Annotated in this window: 17 protein-coding genes; 13 read left to right on the forward strand and 4 right to left on the reverse strand. The window is 50.4% G+C overall.

Translation table 11 applies throughout. The features are described 5' to 3' along the window. Positions 1–209 precede the first annotated feature (209 nt). The 6 genes from secA2 to KNO92_RS03095 all read left to right on the forward strand — a co-directional run bounded on the left by secA2 (position 210) and on the right by KNO92_RS03095 (position 9,257). Complete coding sequence (gene secA2, locus KNO92_RS03070) at positions 210–2,576, forward strand: accessory Sec system translocase SecA2 (protein ID WP_214760093.1); 2,367 nt, start codon at positions 210–212, stop codon at positions 2,574–2,576. Next, on the forward strand, positions 2,576–3,382 hold the full coding sequence (locus tag KNO92_RS03075; RefSeq protein ID WP_214693514.1) for an SLAP domain-containing protein: 807 nt from the start codon (positions 2,576–2,578) through the stop codon (positions 3,380–3,382). Before secA2 ends, KNO92_RS03075 begins: the two co-directional genes overlap by 1 nt. Positions 3,383–3,511: 129 nt before the next feature. Continuing rightward, positions 3,512–5,797, forward strand: a complete 2,286-nt coding sequence (locus tag KNO92_RS03080) for a bifunctional 2',3'-cyclic-nucleotide 2'-phosphodiesterase/3'-nucleotidase (protein ID WP_251127057.1) — start codon at positions 3,512–3,514, stop codon at positions 5,795–5,797. Between the two features lie 175 nt (positions 5,798–5,972). Further along, positions 5,973–7,415, forward strand: coding sequence for a carbon starvation CstA family protein (locus tag KNO92_RS03085; protein ID WP_214693513.1), 1,443 nt, complete (start codon positions 5,973–5,975; stop codon positions 7,413–7,415). A gap of 95 nt (positions 7,416–7,510) precedes the next feature. Beyond that, on the forward strand, positions 7,511–8,182 hold the full coding sequence (gene trhA, locus KNO92_RS03090) for a PAQR family membrane homeostasis protein TrhA (protein WP_051829405.1): 672 nt from the start codon (positions 7,511–7,513) through the stop codon (positions 8,180–8,182). Between the two features lie 157 nt (positions 8,183–8,339). Then, the gene (locus KNO92_RS03095) at positions 8,340–9,257 is read left to right on the forward strand and encodes a proline dehydrogenase family protein (protein WP_214760094.1); all 918 of its coding nucleotides are present in this window, start codon (positions 8,340–8,342) and stop codon (positions 9,255–9,257) included. 15 nt (positions 9,258–9,272) lie between these two features. Here the strand turns inward: KNO92_RS03095 and KNO92_RS03100 are convergent, their stop codons facing one another. The 3 genes from KNO92_RS03100 to KNO92_RS03110 all read right to left on the reverse strand — a co-directional run bounded on the left by KNO92_RS03100 (position 9,273) and on the right by KNO92_RS03110 (position 11,490). Next, on the reverse strand, positions 9,273–9,845 hold the full coding sequence (locus KNO92_RS03100; protein ID WP_214693509.1) for a YcxB family protein: 573 nt from the start codon (positions 9,843–9,845) through the stop codon (positions 9,273–9,275). A 70-nt stretch (positions 9,846–9,915) separates the two neighbouring features. Further along, entirely contained in the window at positions 9,916–10,464 is a 549-nt protein-coding gene (locus KNO92_RS03105; protein ID WP_214760095.1) for a YcxB family protein, read from the reverse strand. Positions 10,465–10,587: 123 nt separating this feature from the next. Beyond that, positions 10,588–11,490 (reverse strand): SDR family oxidoreductase, encoded by a 903-nt coding sequence (locus KNO92_RS03110; protein ID WP_214693504.1) that lies wholly within the window; start codon positions 11,488–11,490, stop codon positions 10,588–10,590. A gap of 214 nt (positions 11,491–11,704) precedes the next feature. Here KNO92_RS03110 and KNO92_RS03115 point away from each other — a divergent pair, with 214 nt between their 5' ends. From KNO92_RS03115 to gcvH, 6 genes are all read left to right on the forward strand, one after another. Beyond that, positions 11,705–14,116, forward strand: coding sequence for a 3-hydroxyacyl-CoA dehydrogenase/enoyl-CoA hydratase family protein (locus KNO92_RS03115; RefSeq protein ID WP_214760096.1), 2,412 nt, complete (start codon positions 11,705–11,707; stop codon positions 14,114–14,116). Between the two features lie 18 nt (positions 14,117–14,134). Then, entirely contained in the window at positions 14,135–15,307 is a 1,173-nt protein-coding gene (locus tag KNO92_RS03120) for an acetyl-CoA C-acetyltransferase (protein WP_012726865.1), read from the forward strand. Positions 15,308–15,320: 13 nt separating this feature from the next. Next, on the forward strand, positions 15,321–17,105 hold the full coding sequence (locus KNO92_RS03125; RefSeq protein WP_214693500.1) for an acyl-CoA dehydrogenase family protein: 1,785 nt from the start codon (positions 15,321–15,323) through the stop codon (positions 17,103–17,105). A gap of 89 nt (positions 17,106–17,194) precedes the next feature. Continuing rightward, a complete protein-coding gene (locus KNO92_RS03130; RefSeq protein WP_214693493.1) occupies positions 17,195–17,926 on the forward strand; it encodes a hypothetical protein in 732 nt (243 codons plus the stop codon). A gap of 47 nt (positions 17,927–17,973) precedes the next feature. Further along, positions 17,974–18,327: an arsenate reductase family protein gene (locus tag KNO92_RS03135; RefSeq protein WP_214693491.1), complete on the forward strand. Its 354-nt coding sequence runs from the start codon at positions 17,974–17,976 to the stop codon at positions 18,325–18,327. A gap of 48 nt (positions 18,328–18,375) precedes the next feature. Further along, a complete protein-coding gene (gcvH, locus tag KNO92_RS03140; protein WP_026825478.1) occupies positions 18,376–18,759 on the forward strand; it encodes a glycine cleavage system protein GcvH in 384 nt (127 codons plus the stop codon). Positions 18,760–18,805: 46 nt separating this feature from the next. On the opposite strand, the gene KNO92_RS03145 is transcribed toward gcvH, so the two are convergent. Continuing rightward, positions 18,806–19,861: a PTS sugar transporter subunit IIC gene (locus KNO92_RS03145; protein ID WP_251126844.1), complete on the reverse strand. Its 1,056-nt coding sequence runs from the start codon at positions 19,859–19,861 to the stop codon at positions 18,806–18,808. A 180-nt stretch (positions 19,862–20,041) separates the two neighbouring features. On the opposite strand from KNO92_RS03145, the gene KNO92_RS03150 reads away from it, so the two are divergent. Further along, positions 20,042–20,299, forward strand: a complete 258-nt coding sequence (locus KNO92_RS03150; RefSeq protein WP_214693488.1) for a thioredoxin family protein — start codon at positions 20,042–20,044, stop codon at positions 20,297–20,299. Positions 20,300–20,431: the final 132 nt, after the last annotated feature.

The raw sequence follows: 20,431 nt of genomic DNA on the forward strand, positions 1-20,431 counted from the left end.
CGTAACACGGTCTCACGCCGTCTCAAATAGTGAATTGAAAATATTTTTACAAAGACTTTTTGAAAATTAACCAAAATTTATAGGTTTTTAACATGATAAAAACCAACTTTTAGGAATTTTTCGTAAAAAAATCTCCGAATTCACTCGATTTTCGTTATAATAGACGAGTATGTAACAGATGAATTGACAGAAAGATGGAGGCTATTAGTGTGATCCAATTTGTAAAACAATTAACGAATGATCAAAGCCGGCGTTTGAAAGCGTACGAACGACGGGTCGCGCGAATCAACGACTTAGAGACAACGATGCAAGCACTCTCGGATGACGAGATGCGTACATATACGGAGACGCTCAAAGCACGTCTCTTGGATGGAAAGAAAGTCGATGACATCGCCGAAGAAGGGTTCGCCCTCGTCCGCGAAGCATCGGTCCGCGTGCTCGGCATGCGTCATTACGACGTCCAGCTCATCGGTGGATTCGCCCTTCTCGAAGGGAACATCTCGGAGATGCCGACAGGGGAAGGGAAGACGCTCGTCGCCGCTTTGCCGAGTTACGTCAAGGCACTTGAAGGAAAAGGCGTCCACGTCATCACCGTGAACGATTATTTGGCGAGACGTGACGCCGAACAAATCGGTAAAATTCATGACTTCCTCGGTTTGACGGTCGGCTTGAACGTGCCGGACATCGAACCGGATGAGAAGCGCGCCGCTTATCAAGCGGATATCACGTACGGGGTCGGGACCGAGTTCGGGTTCGACTATTTGCGTGACCACCTCGTCGGGAAACCGGAAGAGCGCGTCCAGCGCCCGTTCCATTTCGCTCTCGTCGACGAAGTGGACAGCATCTTGATCGATGAGGCGAAGACGCCGCTCATCATCGCACAAAAGGACCGCTCACACATCCGCTTGAAACAACTCGCACAACAAGTCATCTCGAACTTTGAAGAGACGGACTATGAAGTCGATTTGGAATCGAAGGCGGCCTCGTTCACAGAAGCCGGGATCACCAAGATTGAAGAGTTGTTCGCCATCGACAACTTGTTCAGTGCGTCACATCAGGTGCTTTATCACTATCTCGTGCAAGCGCTCCGTGCGAACGTGTTGTTCGAACTTGATGTCGACTATATCGTTCGTGACGACAAGATCGAGCTGATCGACTTGTTCACGGGACGTATCATGGAAGGACGCAGTCTCTCGGAAGGATTGCATCAGGCGCTTGAGGCGAAAGAAGGCGTCACGATCACCGAGGAGAACAAGACGACGGCGGAGATCACGATCCAGCATTACTTCCGCATGTATCCACTCGTCGGCGGGATGACGGGGACGGCACAGACGTCACGCCAAGAGTTCTTGAAGACGTACAACATGGACGTCGTGCAAGTGCCGACGAACCGTGAACGGAAACGAATCGACCATCCGGACCGCATCTTCATGACAATCGAGCAGAAGTATGCGGCCGTGACGGAAAAAGTCGACGAATTGCATGCGATGGGACGTCCGGTCCTAATCGGGACGACATCGATCGCCCAATCCGAGGCGATCAGTAAACATTTGAAGAAGAAACGGATCAAACATGACGTGTTGAATGCGAAGACGGTCGCACAAGAAGCCGACATCATCGCCGACGCCGGGCAGTTCGGGAAAGTGACAATCGCGACGAACATGGCCGGACGCGGAACGGACATCATGCTCGATGCGAAGTCGAAAGCAGCAGGCGGACTGTTCGTCGTCGGGACGGAACGTCATGAGTCGCAGCGTGTCGACAATCAGCTTCGTGGACGCTCTGGACGCCAAGGTGACCCAGGGGAGACCGAGTTCTTCGTCTCGCTCGAAGATGAAATCGTGAAACGATATGCCGCGCAAAAACTAGAGCGCGTCGAGAAGAAACTGAAGCCGAACGCGACAGGTGAGATCTCGTCAAAAGAAGCGATCGATGTGGTGGAATACGCCCAGACGACGATTGAAGGAATCGGCGTATCGATCCGTGACTACTTGTTCAAGCTAGATGACGTCTTGAACGAACAACGGAACATCATCTATACGATTCGCGACCAGGCCGTCAATGCCGATGCGGATGCCATCACGAAAAACGTGCTCAGCATGATGCGTCTCGCCCTTGAGAACAGTATCGATATGCATGTCTCGGACGAACTCGTTCCGGAAGAATGGCCAGTCGCCGAATTGAAAGAAGACTTGCGCTATTTGACGATGCAAGAGCCGACTTGGTCGAACGACATCGCGGATACGTACGAGTTGAAAGAAGCGTTGAAGGATTGGATGGAAGAAATCATCCAAAAAACAGAAGCGCGCCTTACGCGAGAAGACGTCGTCTTATTCACGAAAGAGTCGCTCCTTCGTGCCCTTGATACGAAATGGACGGACCATTTGACGATGATGAGTGGATTGAAAGAAGGAATCGGTCTACGGAGCTATGCCCAAGAAGATCCAAGTCGTCTCTTCAGCAAAGAAGGGTTGGACATCTTCGAACAGACGTATGTCAACATCGCCCGTGACGTGACGGTAGAACTATGCCAGCTCGACCTGTACTTCGTCGAGACGGCAGAGGAGGAAGTGTAATGTTAGGATTTCGTAAGCGAAAACAAATCGAGACAGGCAAAACGGAAGAAGGGCGTCAGTTGACGCTCGTCTTTGATGATGAGATGGGAATCCCGAAAGAAGATGAGTACGTCTTCCGTTATCATGCGAAACGACTCCCGGCACTCCTCGACAACCAGCTCTCAATCGAACTGTTGAGCGCCGAGTCGCTCGGTCAGGACTTGTCGATTGTCGCGTTGTTCCGCAACACGCTCCCGAGTTCGTTTGAAATCAATGAACTTCCGGTCTTGTTGCTCGACGCGAACAACATGCCGCTCGGACGAAAAGTGTTGGAACGTTCGGCGCTGCCGAACTTCGAGCCGTGGACGAGTAAGCCCGTCTACCTCGATTTCCTTCAAGATGAATTGTTTGGAGAAATCGACACGTCATCACCACTTCGTCTCGTCTTCCAAATGAACCCGATTGACGCGATCCAAGCCATCTCACGCGAGGCGATGGAACAGTTCTCGGCAGGGGCGTGGCAACAAGTGATGCGCACGAACGTTGCGACTCCACCGGTCGGAGAAGACGAGTTTAACATGATGCTCGTCGCCGTCGAACAAGATGAGACGCGTGTCACAACGACGCTCCTTCTCCGAAACGGCTATGCCCACGATTTAAATGTGAAACAACTCCCACTCGAACTCATGAGTGGAGAAGAAGTTGTCGGTCTCACGACAATCCGTCTCGAGAACCCGGTCCACAGCAAACATGCCTACCCGATTTCCGTCACGTTCGAGAACGTGGAAGGGGACGGCCCGTTCACCGTACGGATTAAACGCTCATAAGACGAAAGACCTAATTTCTGTAAAGGGAATTGGGTCTTTTTTATACAAAATTTTAATAGAAGGTCAACGAGGCTGGTGTTATATTGAGTATGGTTAGACACTTATCAACCAGACAAAGGGGGCAATCACATGAAAAGTGCATGGAAATGGTCGATCGCGACCGCGCTCGTGTTACCAACCGTTTTACCGCTACAGGCACCAAACGTTTTGGCAGAAGTCGACGAGGATATCGTCAAGCTCCGTTTCTTAGAGACGACAGACTTACATACGAACATCACGAACTATGACTACTTCCAAGACAAGGTCGACAACACGATCGGGTTGACGAAAGTCGCGACACTCATCAATGAACATCTTACGGCCGCTGGGGAATCGAACACGTTCTTGTTCGATAACGGCGATACGATTCAAGGGACACCGTTTGGCGACTACGTCCGCGAGCTTCAAGCGGGCAAGAATGAAGCGTTCGAGCATCCGATGTATAAAGCGATGGCAGCACTCAACTATGACGCCGTCACACTCGGGAACCACGAGTTCAACTTCGGGCTCGAATTCTTGTACAACGCGATGGAAGGATCGAAAGGGAAGCTCCGTTTCGTCAACTCGAACGTCAAAGACTTAGAAGGCAACCCGATCGTCTCGAAGTTCAACGTGGATGGACAAGAGGTCCAAATCATCGAACGGACGGTCACGGACACAGACGGGGAAACACATACAATCAAAGTCGGTGTGTTCGGTGTCGTGCCGCCGAAAATCATGTCATGGGATTCAGGGAACCTACAAGGCCGCGTGACGGCAGAGGACATCATCCCATCGGCACGTGAATCGGTTCAAAAATTGAAAGACCAAGGAGCAGACGTCGTCGTCGCGCTCGCGCACTCAGGCATCGGCGAAAGTGCGGCACTCGCGGACGAACAACTCGACAGCGAAGAGAACGTCGGATATGCGCTCACGAAGATTGATGGGCTCGACATGGTCATGACGGGGCACCAGCACGGTCGCTTCCCGGATGCGAAAGGTATGTTCGCGTCGTTCCCGAACGTCGATATGACAAAAGGGACGATCAACGGCAAACCGGTCGTCATGGCGAACAACCAAGGGAAAGACCTCGGCGTCATCGATTTCGAACTCGAACTCGTCGACGGCAAATGGCAGATTCTTGACGCATCGGCCACGCTCGATACGGTGACAGCTGATACGGCGGTCGACCCGACAATCCAGGCGTTGATCGAAGACGACCACTTGGCGACAATCGACTACATCAACCAGCCGGTCGGTCAGATTCAAGACGATATTCAAAGCTACTTCGCGCTCGTCCGTGACGATGCATCGGTCCAGTTCGTGACGAACGCACAGAAATGGTACGTCGAGAAAGAACTCGAGACGAACCCGGAGCTTTCACCTTATAAAGGTCTGCCACTCTTGTCGGCAGGGGCACCGTTCAAAGCGGGCGGTCGTGAGTTGACGGACGCGAGCTATTACACGAACATCCCGAAAGGTCAAATCGCCTTGAAGAACGTGGCGGACCTATATGTCTATCCGAACACGCTTGAAGTCGTCAAAGTGACAGGGAAAGACGTCATGGACTGGCTCGAGATGTCAGCGGGAGCATATGACCAAATCGAGACAGATGGGGAAAACCTCCTCAACCTCCAGTTCCGTAGCTATAACTTTGACGTCCTTGACGGTTTGACGTATGAGATCGATGTCACAGGTCCAGCGAAGTTCGATGTCGGTGGAAAGCTCGTCAACGAGAACGCCAACCGTGTGAAGAACGTCGAGTATAACGGTCAACCGATCACGATGGACCAAGAGTTCTTGGTCGCGACGAACAACTATCGTGCCGGTTCGTCTTCGTTCCCGGGTCTCGGTGGCGGGAAGAACATCGTCTATCGCTCAGCGTATGAGACACGTAACGTCATCTCAGACTATATCGTCTCGAGTGGCAGCAACTTGGACTATAAAGCCGACAACAACTGGAAGATTGTCGCGGACGCGAAACGTTCTGTGACATTTGAGACAGCAGATGCCGGCAAGCAGTACTTGAACCTTTACGAAGGCATCGAAGCGACAGACGCGACTCGTGCGGACGCAGCGGGTCGTCTCTTCCGGACGTATACACTCGGTCTCGAGCCGACAGCACCAGAGTTCGTATTGACCCTCACGGTAGATACGATCAAACCGGGCTCAAAACGCGTGACGGGGATGACGGCTCCGGGAGCTGACGTGACGCTTCGCGACGGCAAGCGTGTATTGGCTGAGACAGTCGCAAGTGAGAACGGGGAATATGTACTGTCTGTCAAACCGCTCAAGCTTCGCCAAACAGTCGAAGTCGTCAGTGAAAAAGACGGTCAGACGAAGTCAGAAATGAAAGTCGTCGGTGCCGGCCACGTCGGTGAACCAGCGCTTCGTTAATTGGAAATGAGCTTCCTGAATGGGGGCTCATTTTTTGTGGCAAAAACGTGAATGAAAACCCTTACATTTCATGAAGTCTTCTTGTATAATCAATCATGTAATCGGTTACATGACAAATGTAAACCGAAGAGCTGACGGGGATCAGCTACATATGGACGGAAAAGGGGACTGACAGATGATTACATTCTTTGTCGCACTCGTACTACTTTTGGTCGGGTATTTGGTATATGGTCGTTACGTCGAGAAGACGTTCGGCATCAAGGAAGAGCGGACGACGCCCGCTTACGCTTCCCAGGACGGCATCGACTACGTGCCGATGGGTAAAAAGCGGAACTCGATGATTCAATTACTGAACATCGCCGGTGTCGGACCAATCTTTGGACCGATCATGGGGGCGCTCTACGGACCGGTCGCATTTCTTTGGATCGTCTTCGGGTCGATTTTTGCCGGGGCGGTACACGACTATTTGACAGGAATGATTTCCCTTCGGAATAACGGGGCACACTTGCCACAACTAGCGGAGAAGTTCCTCGGACGCTCGCTCCGTCATATCGTCAACGGATTCGCACTTTTACTTCTCTTACTCGTCGGAACAGTGTTTGTCACGTCTCCGAGTAACATGATTAACAACTTGTTTGATGGAAACGCATCGACGCTCATGTTCGTCATCTTCGGCGTATTCGCCTACTATATCTTGGCAACGCTCCTCCCGGTCGATAAGATCATCGGGCGCATCTATCCGTTCTTCGGGGCACTACTCGTCGTCAGTGCCATCGGGATTGCGGTCAGCTTGTTCGCACAAGGCTACCAAATCCCAGAAATGACATTGACGAACATGCATCCGGACGGCTTGCCAATCTGGCCGCTCCTCTTCTTCACGATTTCGTGTGGGGCGCTCTCTGGCTTCCATGCGACACAGTCGCCGATCATCTCGCGGACGACGATGAAAGAAAGCAACGGCCGTGAAATCTTTTACGGTATGATGATCGCCGAAGCCGTCATCGCCATGATTTGGGCTGGGGCTGCGATGGCCATCTTCGAGCCAGGTGAATTGCTCGGACTCATCAACTCAGGGACGCCGGCACTCGTCGTCCAAGAAGTGGCGACACTCATGCTCGGTAGCATCGGTGGGACGCTCGCGATTCTCGGGGTCATCGTCTTGCCAATCACATCAGGCGACACGGCATTCCGTAGCGCCCGTATGATTATCGCGGACTACTTGTCGATCGCACAGAAGAAGTTCTCGTCACGCCTCTGGATCGCACTTCCACTCTTCGCGATCTCATACGTGCTCACGAACATGGACTTCCAGATGCTTTGGCAATACTTCAACTGGGCGAACCAGACGACAGCGGTCATCGCACTGTTCGTCGGGGCGATGTACCTGTACATTAAAGGAAAGAACCATTACATCGCGCTCCTTCCAGGGACATTCATGTTGTATGCGGTCTGGTTCTATATTTTGACGGCACCAATCGGATTCAAGCTGGACGGGGTCCTTCCGTATGTCATTTCGACACTCGGGACGTTGACGCTGCTCGTCTTGTTCCACAAGCGGGCACGCGCGATGCGGGCTGCACAAATGGAATGTGACGTTCCGGTGAAAGAAGTCGCATAATCTCGACACGGGCTAATCGGTAGCCCGTGTTTTTGTTTGCGTTCAAATCGGGAAATGTCCATACTAGAGGGAACAGTTATGGAAGGTGGGAGCATATGAAACAAGAACAACTTAAAGAGATGCTCCATGCCGACACGCTCGGGGAAGAGATCGCGAGCGCGATCACGCACGGCTTAGGAGTCATCTTCAGCATCGTCGCCCTCGTCTTACTCGTCATGAGTGCGACGGAAAGTGGGAGCACGTGGAACGTTACGGCGGTCAGCGTGTTCGGGGCATCGATGATTTTACTCTACTTATTCTCGACGCTCATGCACGCCATCCCGCATCCACGAGCGAAGCGGGTGCTACAAGTGTTCGACCACGCGGGGATTTACTTACTCATCGCCGGAAGCTATACGCCGTTTGCCCTTGTGACGCTTCATGGGACGCTCGGCTGGACGTTGTTCGGGATTGTATGGGGTGTGGCGATTCTCGGAATCGTCTGGAAACTGTTTTCGACCGGGAAGTATATGTGGGTGTCGAATGTGACGTATCTCGCACTCGGCTGGATCTGCATCATCGCCATCCGTCCGTTATATGAATCACTCGGTCATCAAGGGTTCATGCTTCTCCTCGCGGGAGGGATCGCCTATTCGGTCGGAATCGTGTTTTATGTGTGGCAAAAACTGCCGTTCAACCATGCGATTTGGCACTTGTTCGTCCTAGCGGGAAGTGTGTTCATCTTCCTCAGTATTTTGCTCTATGTCGCACCTTCGACAAGCCTATAAGACAGCCGTCCTACGGGGCGTCTGTCTTTTTTGAAAAGTTGGGAAGAAAGTGCTGCAAACGGTTACAAAAATACAGACGAATTGACGTTTGTGTGTCATAATAATTGCAGACATCATCATAGAGATAGATGGGTGTAAAAGTAAGGGGGAAAATCAGATGGAAAAAGTGTTGCGCGATGGATTTATCTACATGTCACAAAACAAAACACTCAACAGTTTGGCAAAGAAATATGGCCTACGATTTGGTGCATCACGCTTTGTAGCAGGGGAAGACTTTAAGGCATCCGTTCCGACGATTCGCGAACTCAACGCGAAAGGGTTGTCGGTCACGGTCGACCACCTCGGGGAATTTATTAAGACGGTCGAAGAAGCGAATACGAATCGTGACGAAATCATTCGTGCGATTGAAATTATGGCAGAAGAGCAATTAGACGCCTATATGTCCCTTAAATTGACGTCACTTGGATTCGACATCTCAGACGAGTTGATTGAAGACAACATGCGTCAAATTTTGACGGTCGCACGAGAAGTAGGGGTCTTTGTGGCCATCGATATGGAAGATGAACAGCGTTGTGAGAAGACGCTCGAATTGTTCAAGAGGCTGAAGGGTGAATTTGACGGTCTCGGAACGGTCATCCAGTCGTACTTGTATCGCTCGGAAGATGACATCAATCACCTCGCACCGCTCAAGCCGAACCTCCGGATCGTCAAAGGGGCGTATAAAGAGCCGGCGACGGTCGCGTTCCCTGAAAAGGAAGACGTGGACCATAACTATGTGAAGCTCGTCAAACTCCATCTTGCGAACGGGAACTACGCATCCATCGCGACACACGATGACCATATGATTGACGCCGTCATCGAGCACGTCAAAGAAAACAACATCCCGCTCGACCAGTTCGAGTTCCAGATGCTATACGGCATCCGCGTCGAGCGTCAACTCGAGCTCGTGCGCCAAGGATACAAAGTCCGTGTCTACGTGCCATACGGTCGTGACTGGTACGGATACTTCATGCGCCGCCTCGCGGAGCGTCCGGCAAACGTGGCGTTCGTGTTAAAAGGAATGGTGAAGAAATAAAACAAGCACACGAGTTCACGTTGAACTTGTGTGCTTTTCTGTGTGTAGATGTTTTTCGAGTATCCGATCGATTTCACTTTGTTCGACTTCGGTAATCCCATCTTTCATTTTCGGGATAATCAAAGCTTCATCCTCTTCATAATAAAGGAAGCGATACGACTCGTCTTGATATACGCGAAGAATAGATGTCCAAGGAACTTGTGTCGTACGGTGGATACTACCGCGAACGGCTTGCATTTCGACGTGAGTTTCAGAAAACTGAAGCTTAATGTCTTTTGGCCAAACGTTCTGTTTTTTGAGGATGCGACGGATCTGCCAAAGGTAGAGTGGGGCATGTAAATCTTTAAACAACGGTCTAAGTAATAGGGCGAACAACATCCCAATTCCAAATGTGATCAACAATCGGGTCATCGTCGATTCGAGATTAGGAAATAATAAGATTGTAGCAATGAACCCAAGCGCGAATAGCGGAATATTCATATATTTCAACCATACGCTGCGAATTCGTTTATGTTGATCAGAATGGTGAATCATGTCGTTTTGGAAAGCTGAAAAATCTTCAAGCGTCAGTTTGTACGTGGTGACCATAACATCTGCTCCTTTGTAGTTTGTCATATGCATGTATGTCTAGGGAGTATTGAACCTTGAATATAGTTGCTTAGAGAGTGATATTTAAGTATTTTTGTAACAAGTGATTGATGGTTGTTTGATTAGTCTCACGCAACTTTCGCTTCGGTATAATAATTGCTTCCGTCGCTTCGATGTATAGATAATAGTTGGTTTCGTCTTCACTTACTCTTTCAATTGCTTTCCATGAGACTCGAACCTGTTTATTGACGGCGTTGTGGAGAGAGTTGACTTCAATTCCGTTCTCATAAATTGATAATGTCAAGTCACGTGGCCATTTCGATTCCTGTCGAAATATGGAACGTAATAGTTTCAGCCTAATTGTAAAATGCACTTTCTTGAAGAATGGGAACAAGAGAAGCGGTGCTACAACAGCGGTACCGACAGCGAGTATGAGGATGATGGCGGCGGACATTGTTTCAGGTAACAAGGTGATTGCGAGGGCAAATCCATAAAAAGCTGTCAGCAACATGAGTACAATCGTGATAAGTAAAGATTTCCGTTTTTCCGAAACCGAGTTTTCAATAAAATTTTTTTGTAGCATGAAAAAATCATTTTTTGTCAATTGATAATGAATCATCTATCACTAACTCCTTCCTTTCATCTGATTAACGAAGTAATATCTGTTAACCACTGTATCATGTAGTGGATTAATTTCCCATAAAAACAGACTCAGTACCTGATGACTGAGCCTGTTTCAAAATTATCCATTAATCACTGTACCACCATTGACATGAATGACTTGACCACTGACATACGTCGAGTCATCGCTTGCAAGATAGACGTATGCCGGTGCGAGTTCGGCCGGTTGCCCCGGACGTTTCATACCGGAAGAGTCCCCGAACGATTTGACCTTCTCCGCATTGAACGTCGATGGGATGAGCGGTGTCCAAATCGGTCCCGGGGCGACCCCGTTGACGCGAATCTTTTTGTCTGCCAAGTTTTTGGCGAGCGAGCGAGTGAACGCGGTGATGGCGCCTTTCGTCGATGCATAGTCGATTAGCTGATCGTTTCCTTCATATGCCGTGATCGAAGTTGTATTGATGATGCTCGCCCCTTCTTTTAAATAAGGGAGCGCGGCTTTCGTTAAGTAGAACATGCTGAAGATATTCGTGCGGAACGTCTTCTCGAGTTGTTCGTCCGAGATGTCGAGGAGTGATTCCCGCGGATGCTGCTCGGCGGCGTTATTGACGAGGATGTCGATATGACCGAACGTCTCGAGCGTCTCCTCGACGATTCGTTGACAGAAGGAAGATTCCCCGAGGTCTCCTTGCAGCAAGAGGCAGGCTTGGCCCAAGTCTTCAATCCGTTCTTTCGTCGCTTCCGCATCCTCGAGCTCGTTTTGATCCTTATAGACGATGACCGAGTTCGCACCTTCATGGGCGAAGAAGATGGCGACCGATTTCCCAATCCCGGAATCCCCGCCGGTGATGATCGCGACCTTGTCTTTTAACTTGTCACTTCCCTTATAGTCTTCCCGTTCATAGATGGGGAAGGGCTCCATCTTCGAATCGATTCCTGGTTGGTGCGCCTGTTCTTGTGCGTCCTTTTTAAACGACTCAAAATCCTTTCGACTACCTGAAGTGTTCAGACGATTATCGCGCATGCGTACATTCCCCTTTCTGAATTTGACTCTTTTTGTCTATACCACATCGATTGAAAACTAATCGTTCAATCAAAAAATGGAATGAAATTGAAAAATGAACGCTTGCGAATGAATGTTCATTCATTTATGATAGAAGAGTAAACACGATGGTGATTGCGATTTTTTTTACGCGTGAAATGAATCACTATTCATTCTCATTTTAGGGGGGAACACTATGACGAGTCACATCGAACAATCAACCGACCTCCGTTTGACGAACTCAATTCGTTTTGCGGTCGTCATCGGTTCAGGAGTAATGGGGGCGGGGATTGCGGCTCACTTGGCGAACGCGGGGATTCGTTCGCTCATGCTCGACATCGTACCACGTGAATTGACAGCAAAAGAGGAAGCGAAAGGGTTGACGCTCGAGTCACCAGAAGTACGAAATCGCATCGCCTCAGAAAACCGTCAGAAGCTCTTGAAACAAAATCCGGCACCACTTGCGACAGCCGACCATCTCAACTTCATCGAAGTCGGGAACTTAGAAGATGATTTAGAGCGTTTGAAAGAAGCGGACTGGGTCATCGAAGTCGTCGTCGAGCGCCTCGATGTGAAGCAACAGCTCTTCGAGAAGATTGCACCTTACATCCGTGAAGATGCGATCCTCAGCTCGAACACGTCAGGGATTTCCATCGAAGCGATGGCAAGTGCCCTTCCGGAAGGATTGAAATCACGCTTCCTCGGAACGCACTTCTTCAACCCACCGCGCTACTTGAAGTTGCTCGAACTCATCCCGACGGAGAAGACAGCACGCCCGGTCATCGACTTCATGTCACGCTTCGCGGAAGACCGTCTCGGGAAAGGTGTCGTCGAAGCCAAAGACACGCCAAACTTCATCGGTAACCGCATCGGGACATACGGTCTCCTCGTCACGTTCGAAGAGATGCTCAAGCAAAACGCGTCAATCGGAGAGATGGATTCGATCACAGGTCCACTCATCGGTCGTCCGAAATCAGCGACATTCCGCACACTCGATGTCGTCGGAATCGACACGTTCGTTCACGTGGCGGGTAACGTCTACGAGACGCTCGAAGCTGGGGAAGAGAAGGACACGTTCGACGTCCCTTCAGAAATGAAGCAACTCGTGGAAAAAGGCTGGATCGGACAAAAGGCCGGTCAAGGCTTCTATAAGAAAGAAGGAAAGGTCATTCAGGAATTGAATCTTCAAACGTTCGAATACGAACAATTGAAAGCGATTACAGGTCCTGAGCTCGATCAAATCAAATCACTTCCTGGTTCGAAAGCGAAGTTGAAAGGTGCCATCTTGAACAAAGGTCGCGTCGGACAACTGCTCTGGCCAATCACGGCGAAGACGCTCGCTTACTCGGGACGTCTTACTGGAGAGATCGCAGACACAATCGTTGCGATTGACGATGCGATGAAGTGGGGCTTCGGTTGGAAATTCGGACCGTTCGAAATGTGGGATGCCCTCGGTGTTGAAAAATCAGTCGAACGTATGAAAGCGGAAGGCTACGACGTCCCGGCATGGATCGATGAGATGCTTGCTGCAGGCAACACGTCATTCTATAAGGGAGACCAGTATTACGATAAAGCGTCGAAGGCGTATGTCGAGAAGACCGTCAACCCGAAAGAATTGAAACTCAAGCCACTCGCAAAATCAAACGGCATCATCTTAGAGAACGGTGGGGCACGCCTCGTCGATATCGGCGATGACGTCGTCGCACTCGAATTCACATCACCAAACAACGCGATCGGTGTCGATATCATGCAGATGATCGAACAGTCGATTGACCGCGTGGAGCAAGATTTCAAAGGAATGGTCCTCGCGAACGACGGCAAGAACTTCTGTGTCGGTGCGAACCTTGCGATGATGCTCATGGAAGCAGAAGACGAGAACTGGTACGAACTCGATTGGATCATCAACAAGTTCCAACAAGTCGTTCAAAAGATTCGTTATTCAAGCCGTCCGGTCATCGCCGCACCATACGGTATGACGCTTGGTGGCGGAACAGAAATCAGCTTACCGGCAGCACGTATGCAAGCTGCGCTTGAGACATACATGGGTCTCGTCGAAGTCGGTGTCGGTCTCATCCCAGGTGGGGGCGGAAACGTCAACACGTATCGTCGTCTCCTCGAACAGACGCCAAAATCGATGCAAAACATCGAGAAGGCTGCACAACAGACGTTTGAGAACATCGCGATGGCGAAAGTATCGAAGTCGGCATTTGATGCGAAGACACTCGGTTACCACCGTGCGGTCGACGGGATCTCGATGAACCGTGATCACTTGACGTTCGATGCGAAACAGACGGTACTCGAACTTGCCGATGGGTATACGGCACCTGTTCGTGAGAAATTGCCAGTCGTCGGTCAAACGGGTAAAGCGACGCTCGAACTCGCGGCGTACGAAATGTTCTACGGCGGTTATATTTCAGAGCATGACTTGAAGATTGCGAAGAAACTCGCACATGTCATCAGTGGTGGCGATTTGGCATACGGTACGCTCGTCGATGAACAGTACTTCCTCGACATCGAGCGTGAAGCCTTCTTGAGCCTCATCGGGGAGCCGAAGTCACAACAACGGATGCAACATATGCTCGTGAAAGGCAAACCACTACGGAACTGATAAAGGGGGACAAAACAGATGAGGGAAGCAGTCATCGTAGCCGGCGCACGGACGCCGGTCGGAAAAGCAAAACGCGGTTCGTTCCGTAACGTTCGTTCGGACGAGCTCGCGGGATATGCCATCAAGGCAACGCTTGAGCGTTCAGGATATAAAGGCCCGATTGATGACGTCATCATGGGTTGTGCGATGCCAGAAGCGGAGCAAGGGATGAACATCGCTCGCTATGCGGCGGTCCGGGGGGGACTGTCGCACGAAGTTCCAGCGATCACCATCAACCGCTACTGCTCGTCAGGTCTTCAAGCCATCGCAGATGCGGCGGCAAAAATCATGATTGGTCAAGCAACGGCAATCATCGCCGGCGGTATGGAGTCGATGAGCCAAGTACCGATGGGTGGTCACGTCATCCGTCCAAACCCACACATCATGGAGACGGCACCCGAGTACTACATGAGCATGGGTCACACGGCAGAGCGTGTCGCGGCTGAATATAACATCTCGCGCGAAGACCAGGATGCGTTCGCTATCAACAGTCACCAAAAAGCGGCTGCAGCGATCGCGGGTGGCAAGTTCCAGGAAGAAATCGTTCCTGTGACGGTCATCGAGCACGTGCTCGGTGAAGACGGTAAAGTCGCAGAAGTGGAGAAAGTCGTGAAGCATGACGAAGGTGTCCGTGCCGATTCGACAATTGAAGCACTCGGTAAACTTCGCCCAGCTTTCAAAATCAAAGGTTCGGTCACGGCGGGTAACGCCTCACAAGTGTCAGACGGAGCGGCAGCAGTCCTCGTCATGGACCGTGAAGAAGCAGAACGCCAAGGGTTACAACCGATGGCGAAGTTCCTCTCGTTCGCAGTCGGCGGTGTCCGTCCGGAAGTGATGGGGATCGGTCCAGTCGTCGCCATTCCAAAAGCACTCGAAATGGCTGGCGTGAAGTTAGAAGAAGTCGGATTGTTCGAGTTGAACGAAGCGTTCGCGAGCCAATCACTCGGTGTCATCCGTGAACTCGGAATCGATCCATCGAAAGTGAACGTGAACGGTGGCGCTATCGCCCTCGGTCACCCACTTGGCTGTACAGGAGCAAAACTTTCTGTCTCGATCTTGCATGAGATGAAACGACGCAATGAGAAGTATGGGGTTGTCACGATGTGTATCGGCGGCGGAATGGGCGCGGCTGGTGTCTTCGAATTACTTTAAGGGGGAATCGGATATGGAACGTACAGAACATGAATTGATTAAAGGCGGTAGCTTTGTCATTGACGCACTCGATGCAGAGCGTCTCTTCACACCAGAGGATTTCTCAGATGAGCATAAGATGATTGGCGACACGACAGCGGGGTTCGTCGATGACCGCGTCATGCCGGTTCTCGAGCGCATCGAGAAACACGAGTTCGACCTCTCTGTCGAATTGTTGAAAGAAGCGGGCGAGCTCGGTCTCCTCGGAGCAGACGTTCCAGAAGAGTACGGCGGCTATCAACTCGATAAAATCTCTTCTTCGATCATCACGGAGCGTTTCGCGAAAGCTCGTTCGTTTGCACTCAGCTACGGCGCACACGTCGGAATCGGGACACTCCCGATCGTCTTCTTCGGATCAGAAGAGCAAAAACACAAGTACTTGCCGAAACTTGCGACGGGTGAATGGATCGCGGCTTACGCGCTCACGGAGCCAGGCTCAGGGTCTGACGCCCTCGGTGCGAAAACGACGGCTGTCTTGAACGAAGCGGGCACGCACTACGTCTTGAACGGTGAAAAGCAATGGATTACAAACGCTGGCTTCGCGAACGTCTTCGTCGTCTACGCGAAAATCGATGGCGACAAGTTCAGTGCCTTCATCGTCGAGCGTGACTTCAAAGGAGTCTCAACTGGCGCAGAAGAGCAGAAGATGGGGATCAAGGGATCGTCGACACGTACGCTCATCCTTGAAGATGTCGAAGTACCAGTCGACAACCTTCTCGGTGAAATTGGAAAAGGTCACGTCATCGCCTTCAACATCTTGAACGTCGGTCGATACAAACTCGCAGTCGGAGCAGTTGGGTCTTCAAAACGTGCGTTCGACCTCTCGGTACAATATTCGAACGAGCGCAAACAGTTCAAGACACCAATCAGCCAATTCCCGCTCATCCAAGAGAAATTGGCAACGATGGCAGCCAACATCTATGCGATGGAAAGCTCAGTGTATCGTACGGGCGGCTTGTTCCAAGATAGCCTCGACGCACTTGGTGACGAGAACATGCGCGACGGATCAAAAGTCGCACAAGCGATTGCTGAATATGCGATCGAATGCTCACTCAACAAAGTATTCGCTTCTGAAACGTTCGACTACGTTGTCGACGAAGCAGTTCAAATCCATGGTGGATACGGATTCATGGCAGAGTATGAAGTCGAAAACCTCTATCGTGACTCACGCATCAACCGCATCTTTGAAGGAACGAACGAGATCAACCGTTTGATCGTTCCGGGTACACTTCTCAAGAAAGCGATGAAAGGTGAATTGCCGCTCCTCGCAGAAGCACAAAAACTTCAAAAAGAGCTCATGAGCTACATGCCGCAAGAATTGGACGGCTCACCACTCGCACGCGAGAAGATGCTCCTTTCGAACATGAAGAAGATCAACTTGATGGTCGCAGGTACAGCGGTTCAGAAGTATCAACAAGACCTTCAAAATGAACAAGAAATCTTGGCGAAGATTGCAGACATGATCAGTGCTATCTATGCGCTTGAAGCAGCCATCGCTCGTACAGAAAAAGCGATTGCACGCACAGGCGAAGAGAAGAACACGCTCAAAGTCCGCTATACAGAAATCTTTGCGGAGCAAGTGTTCAAACAAGTCGAACTCATGGCGAAAGAAGTATTGTATGCAGCGGCGTCTGGTGATGAGCAGCGCATGCTTCTCTCGGCAATGAAGAAGTTCAGCCGCTACCAGCCAATCAATGTGATCGGGACGAAGCGTGAAGTCGCTGCGAGCCTCATCAAAGCGAACAAGTTTATCGTGTAATTCAATCGACAGAAAGGGTGGACCGGACGCGGTCGGCCCTTTCTTTTTGGTCTGTTCGCCACGTACAATAGAAACGAGGGGGAAAGACGATGAGAACACGCGATAGATTGCTTGAACGAATGGAACGAATCGGAGAATCGGTTGCCGCACACGAAGGGACGCTGATGCTGCTTGCATTAGGGTCGATCGGACAAGAGACGGAGCGGTTGGATGATTACTCGGACCTCGATTTCTTTTTAATTGTCGAGGACGGGCAGAAGGCACGCTTTATCGACCGACTTGACTGGCTTGAAGTCGAGCCGCTTCATTATCAATTCCAAAACACGAAAGATGGGCACAAGATCATGTATCATGACGGCATCTATGGTGAGTTCGCTGTCTTTGAAGTACATGAACTCGCGACGATCGCCTATACACCAGGACGGGTCGTCTGGCGACGGGATGAAGCACTCGACGTGTTCGCGTCACCACGTCTCGAGATCGCGCGTGAAGCGACGGCTTACTATTATGAAGAAGCGTTGACGAACCTATATGTCGGCTTGCTTCGGGAACGTCGGGGCGAGACGCTCGCCGGATTCGAACTCGTCCAAGTCGCGGCCGTTCAAAACGTCTTGAAGGCGCTCGGTGGGCAAGGGGACCCGTTCAACCCGACACGTCGGGTTGAGTCGAGATATCCACAAATGATTTCTTTCTTGATGGGCGGGGTATTAGGATATGGCAAGTCGGGCGTCGCGGCGGCGGTCATCTTACGTTTTATCGAAGAGCGACATTCCGTCAATCCGACGATGAAGCGAGAAATCGAACGGTTGCTTGAGACGTGAATTGATTTCTCTAGATGTGCTACATTGATGAGAGAGGTGATGAACAGATGGTGACACTATACGGCTATCCACCATGCAGTACGTGTAAAAAAGCAGAAAAATGGTTGAAAGAGCAAGGCGTCGAGTATACATACGTTCATATCGTCGAATCGACACCGACGAAAGAAGAACTCGCCGAGCTTTGGAAACAATCGGACTTGCCGCTTAAGAAATTCTTCAATACGAGCGGGCAAGTCTATCGAAACGAAGGCATCAAAGACAAGCTACCAAATCTATCAGAAGACGAACAACTTGAGCTATTATCAAGCAATGGTATGCTTTTGAAGCGTCCAATCGTCACAAATGGTGAAAAAACGACGGTCGGATTTTCAGAAAAGTCCTTTACGGACGTTTGGGGCTAAGTGCTATAATACAGATGTGAGTCTAATTTATTTGAGGGGGAAGTTAGGATGAGCAAAGTACCAGCAAATTTACGTTATTCAAAAGAACATGAGTGGGTAGAAGTGAACGGAACGAAAGCCCGCATCGGCATCACGGATTTCGCACAAAGCGAACTAGGGGATATCGTGTTTGTGGAACTCCCAGAAGTTGACGGTACAATCCTACTCGACGAGCCATTCGGTTCAGTCGAATCAGTGAAGACGGTCTCTGAGTTGTATGCGCCAGTATCTGGACGCATCACAGCAGTGAACGAAGACCTTGCCGATTCTCCAGAACTCGTCAACGAGTCACCGTTTGAAAATGCATGGATGGTCGAAGTTGAGTTGACGGAAGAGTCAGACCTCGACAAACTCATGTCTGCAGAAGAATATGAAGCGATGATTCAAGGATAAGTAAAACCGGCCTCTCCTAATTGGAGAAGCCGGCTTTTTTTTATGTTCACTCGAAATCGAGTCGGTAATGGTCCGATTTGACGAGCGTCGCCCGTTCGAACACACGATAGAAGAAAATCCCGAGCCCGACTGGAATAAGCCCGAACAAGACGATCACAAGAAGCACGTTGAACAAGGCGAACCCGCCCGGCATGAGATGTAGCGCGTTTACCGGTCCGATGAGTCCAGATACGCCAAACCCTGCGCTGATTGGAGTTCCTTCGATTCTTAATATACCAGCGAGCGCACCGAGGATGGCCGCATTCGCCAAAATCGGAAGCATCATAATCGGGCGGCGGACGAAATTTGCCATTTGAATCTTCGGTGACCCGAGGAAGTGGGCGATCGATGTCCCGGTCGCGTTCGCCTGCCAACCTGCGATGGCGAGACCGAATCCAGCGGCAACGACGCCGAGGTTTGCCGCACCAGCCGCAACGCCTGATAGACTGATGGCCGTTGCAATCCCGACAGTCGAAATCGGCGAGACGATGATGAGCGAGAACGCCATCGCGATCAAGATGCCCATGAGAACCGGTTGAAGATCCGTCATCGTCATGATGAGGTATCCGATGTATGTCGTGATCTGTGAGATATACGTCAATAAGAAGGCGCCGATGCCCCCTGCGACGACAATGACTGTCATCGGCATGACGATGACCGTATACGTCTTCAAGTGGGGAGCGAGCTTCATGACAAGAATCGTAGCGATCGCAGCGGTCACACCGGCTGTGATCACGTCACCGATTCCGGCCATCACGAACGCACCTTCATTAATTCGAACGGCGCCACTGCCGACATAGGTTGCGATGGCGATCGTTCCTGCCTCTAAAATCGATCGTCCGAACTGCATCGCGACGGCAAGACCGATAATGGCCGGGAGGAGGCGCATCGCAATCGTCGTCGCATCCAATATGAATTGAAGAGACGGAAAATAAGGGAGTATAGCTTTCGTGAGTTCACCGAGCAGCGCGCTCGGGATGAGGGCGATCAGAATCGCCATGCTGAGACCGTTTAAGACGTTCATCGTAAATTGCTTTGTCGTACCAGTTGCTTGTTCCGTCATCATTCATTCACCTGTCCTTCTTCTTTGCTGTTATGTACAAAAGCGATAAAGTTAGAACCCATATTATTCCTATCAGACAGAAGAGTCAAGAGAATCATTGAAAAATTCTGAAATTTCACGAGAGCACGATTTTTGAACGGGACTCGAACGACTATTATAATGACAAGAGAGGTGAGAAAAATGATTACAGACGGATACTTATATATATACGCCCCAATGTGTGGTACATGCGCTGTCGCGGAGAAAATGTTGACGGTTGTCGAGGCGGTCGACCCTGAAATTCAGATTGAAAAGCGCGATGCGAACTATATCCCAAAAGAACTTGAAGCTTATCAGGTGATGAGCGTCCCAGCGCTGTTAAAGCTTGAAAATGGCGAGGTTCGGGATCGTCTTTACGCTTTTCAAAACGTTCAACACGTCCTCTCTTTCGTAAAGTGAGAGAGGAACATTAGAATAATCTGAAAATTTTAAATAATCAGTTGACACAGAAAGTTCACGAATGGTATATTCATTACAACATCTTACTTGAACACAAAATAGGACGCGATATTCCCGACATCAAGACGTTTT

The organism is Exiguobacterium sp. s129 (assembly GCF_018617585.1).
GTDB classification, from domain to species: domain Bacteria; phylum Bacillota; class Bacilli; order Exiguobacteriales; family Exiguobacteriaceae; genus Exiguobacterium; species Exiguobacterium aestuarii_A.

What these genes read in the sequence shown, in the direction of transcription:
- KNO92_RS03075 (WP_214693514.1), top strand. Translation starts at nt 2,576, where the DNA reads ATGTTAGGATTTCGTAAGCGAAAACAAATCGAGACAGGCAAAACGGAA.
- KNO92_RS03080 (WP_251127057.1), top strand. Translation starts at nt 3,512, where the DNA reads ATGAAAAGTGCATGGAAATGGTCGATCGCGACCGCGCTCGTGTTACCA.
- KNO92_RS03085 (WP_214693513.1), top strand. Translation starts at nt 5,973, where the DNA reads ATGATTACATTCTTTGTCGCACTCGTACTACTTTTGGTCGGGTATTTG.
- trhA (WP_051829405.1), top strand. Translation starts at nt 7,511, where the DNA reads ATGAAACAAGAACAACTTAAAGAGATGCTCCATGCCGACACGCTCGGG.
- KNO92_RS03095 (WP_214760094.1), top strand. Translation starts at nt 8,340, where the DNA reads ATGGAAAAAGTGTTGCGCGATGGATTTATCTACATGTCACAAAACAAA.
- KNO92_RS03100 (WP_214693509.1), bottom strand. Translation starts at nt 9,845, where the DNA reads ATGGTCACCACGTACAAACTGACGCTTGAAGATTTTTCAGCTTTCCAA.
- KNO92_RS03105 (WP_214760095.1), bottom strand. Translation starts at nt 10,464, where the DNA reads ATGATTCATTATCAATTGACAAAAAATGATTTTTTCATGCTACAAAAA.
- KNO92_RS03110 (WP_214693504.1), bottom strand. Translation starts at nt 11,490, where the DNA reads ATGCGCGATAATCGTCTGAACACTTCAGGTAGTCGAAAGGATTTTGAG.
- KNO92_RS03115 (WP_214760096.1), top strand. Translation starts at nt 11,705, where the DNA reads ATGACGAGTCACATCGAACAATCAACCGACCTCCGTTTGACGAACTCA.
- KNO92_RS03120 (WP_012726865.1), top strand. Translation starts at nt 14,135, where the DNA reads ATGAGGGAAGCAGTCATCGTAGCCGGCGCACGGACGCCGGTCGGAAAA.
- KNO92_RS03125 (WP_214693500.1), top strand. Translation starts at nt 15,321, where the DNA reads ATGGAACGTACAGAACATGAATTGATTAAAGGCGGTAGCTTTGTCATT.
- KNO92_RS03130 (WP_214693493.1), top strand. Translation starts at nt 17,195, where the DNA reads ATGAGAACACGCGATAGATTGCTTGAACGAATGGAACGAATCGGAGAA.
- KNO92_RS03135 (WP_214693491.1), top strand. Translation starts at nt 17,974, where the DNA reads ATGGTGACACTATACGGCTATCCACCATGCAGTACGTGTAAAAAAGCA.
- gcvH (WP_026825478.1), top strand. Translation starts at nt 18,376, where the DNA reads ATGAGCAAAGTACCAGCAAATTTACGTTATTCAAAAGAACATGAGTGG.
- KNO92_RS03145 (WP_251126844.1), bottom strand. Translation starts at nt 19,861, where the DNA reads ATGACGGAACAAGCAACTGGTACGACAAAGCAATTTACGATGAACGTC.
- KNO92_RS03150 (WP_214693488.1), top strand. Translation starts at nt 20,042, where the DNA reads ATGATTACAGACGGATACTTATATATATACGCCCCAATGTGTGGTACA.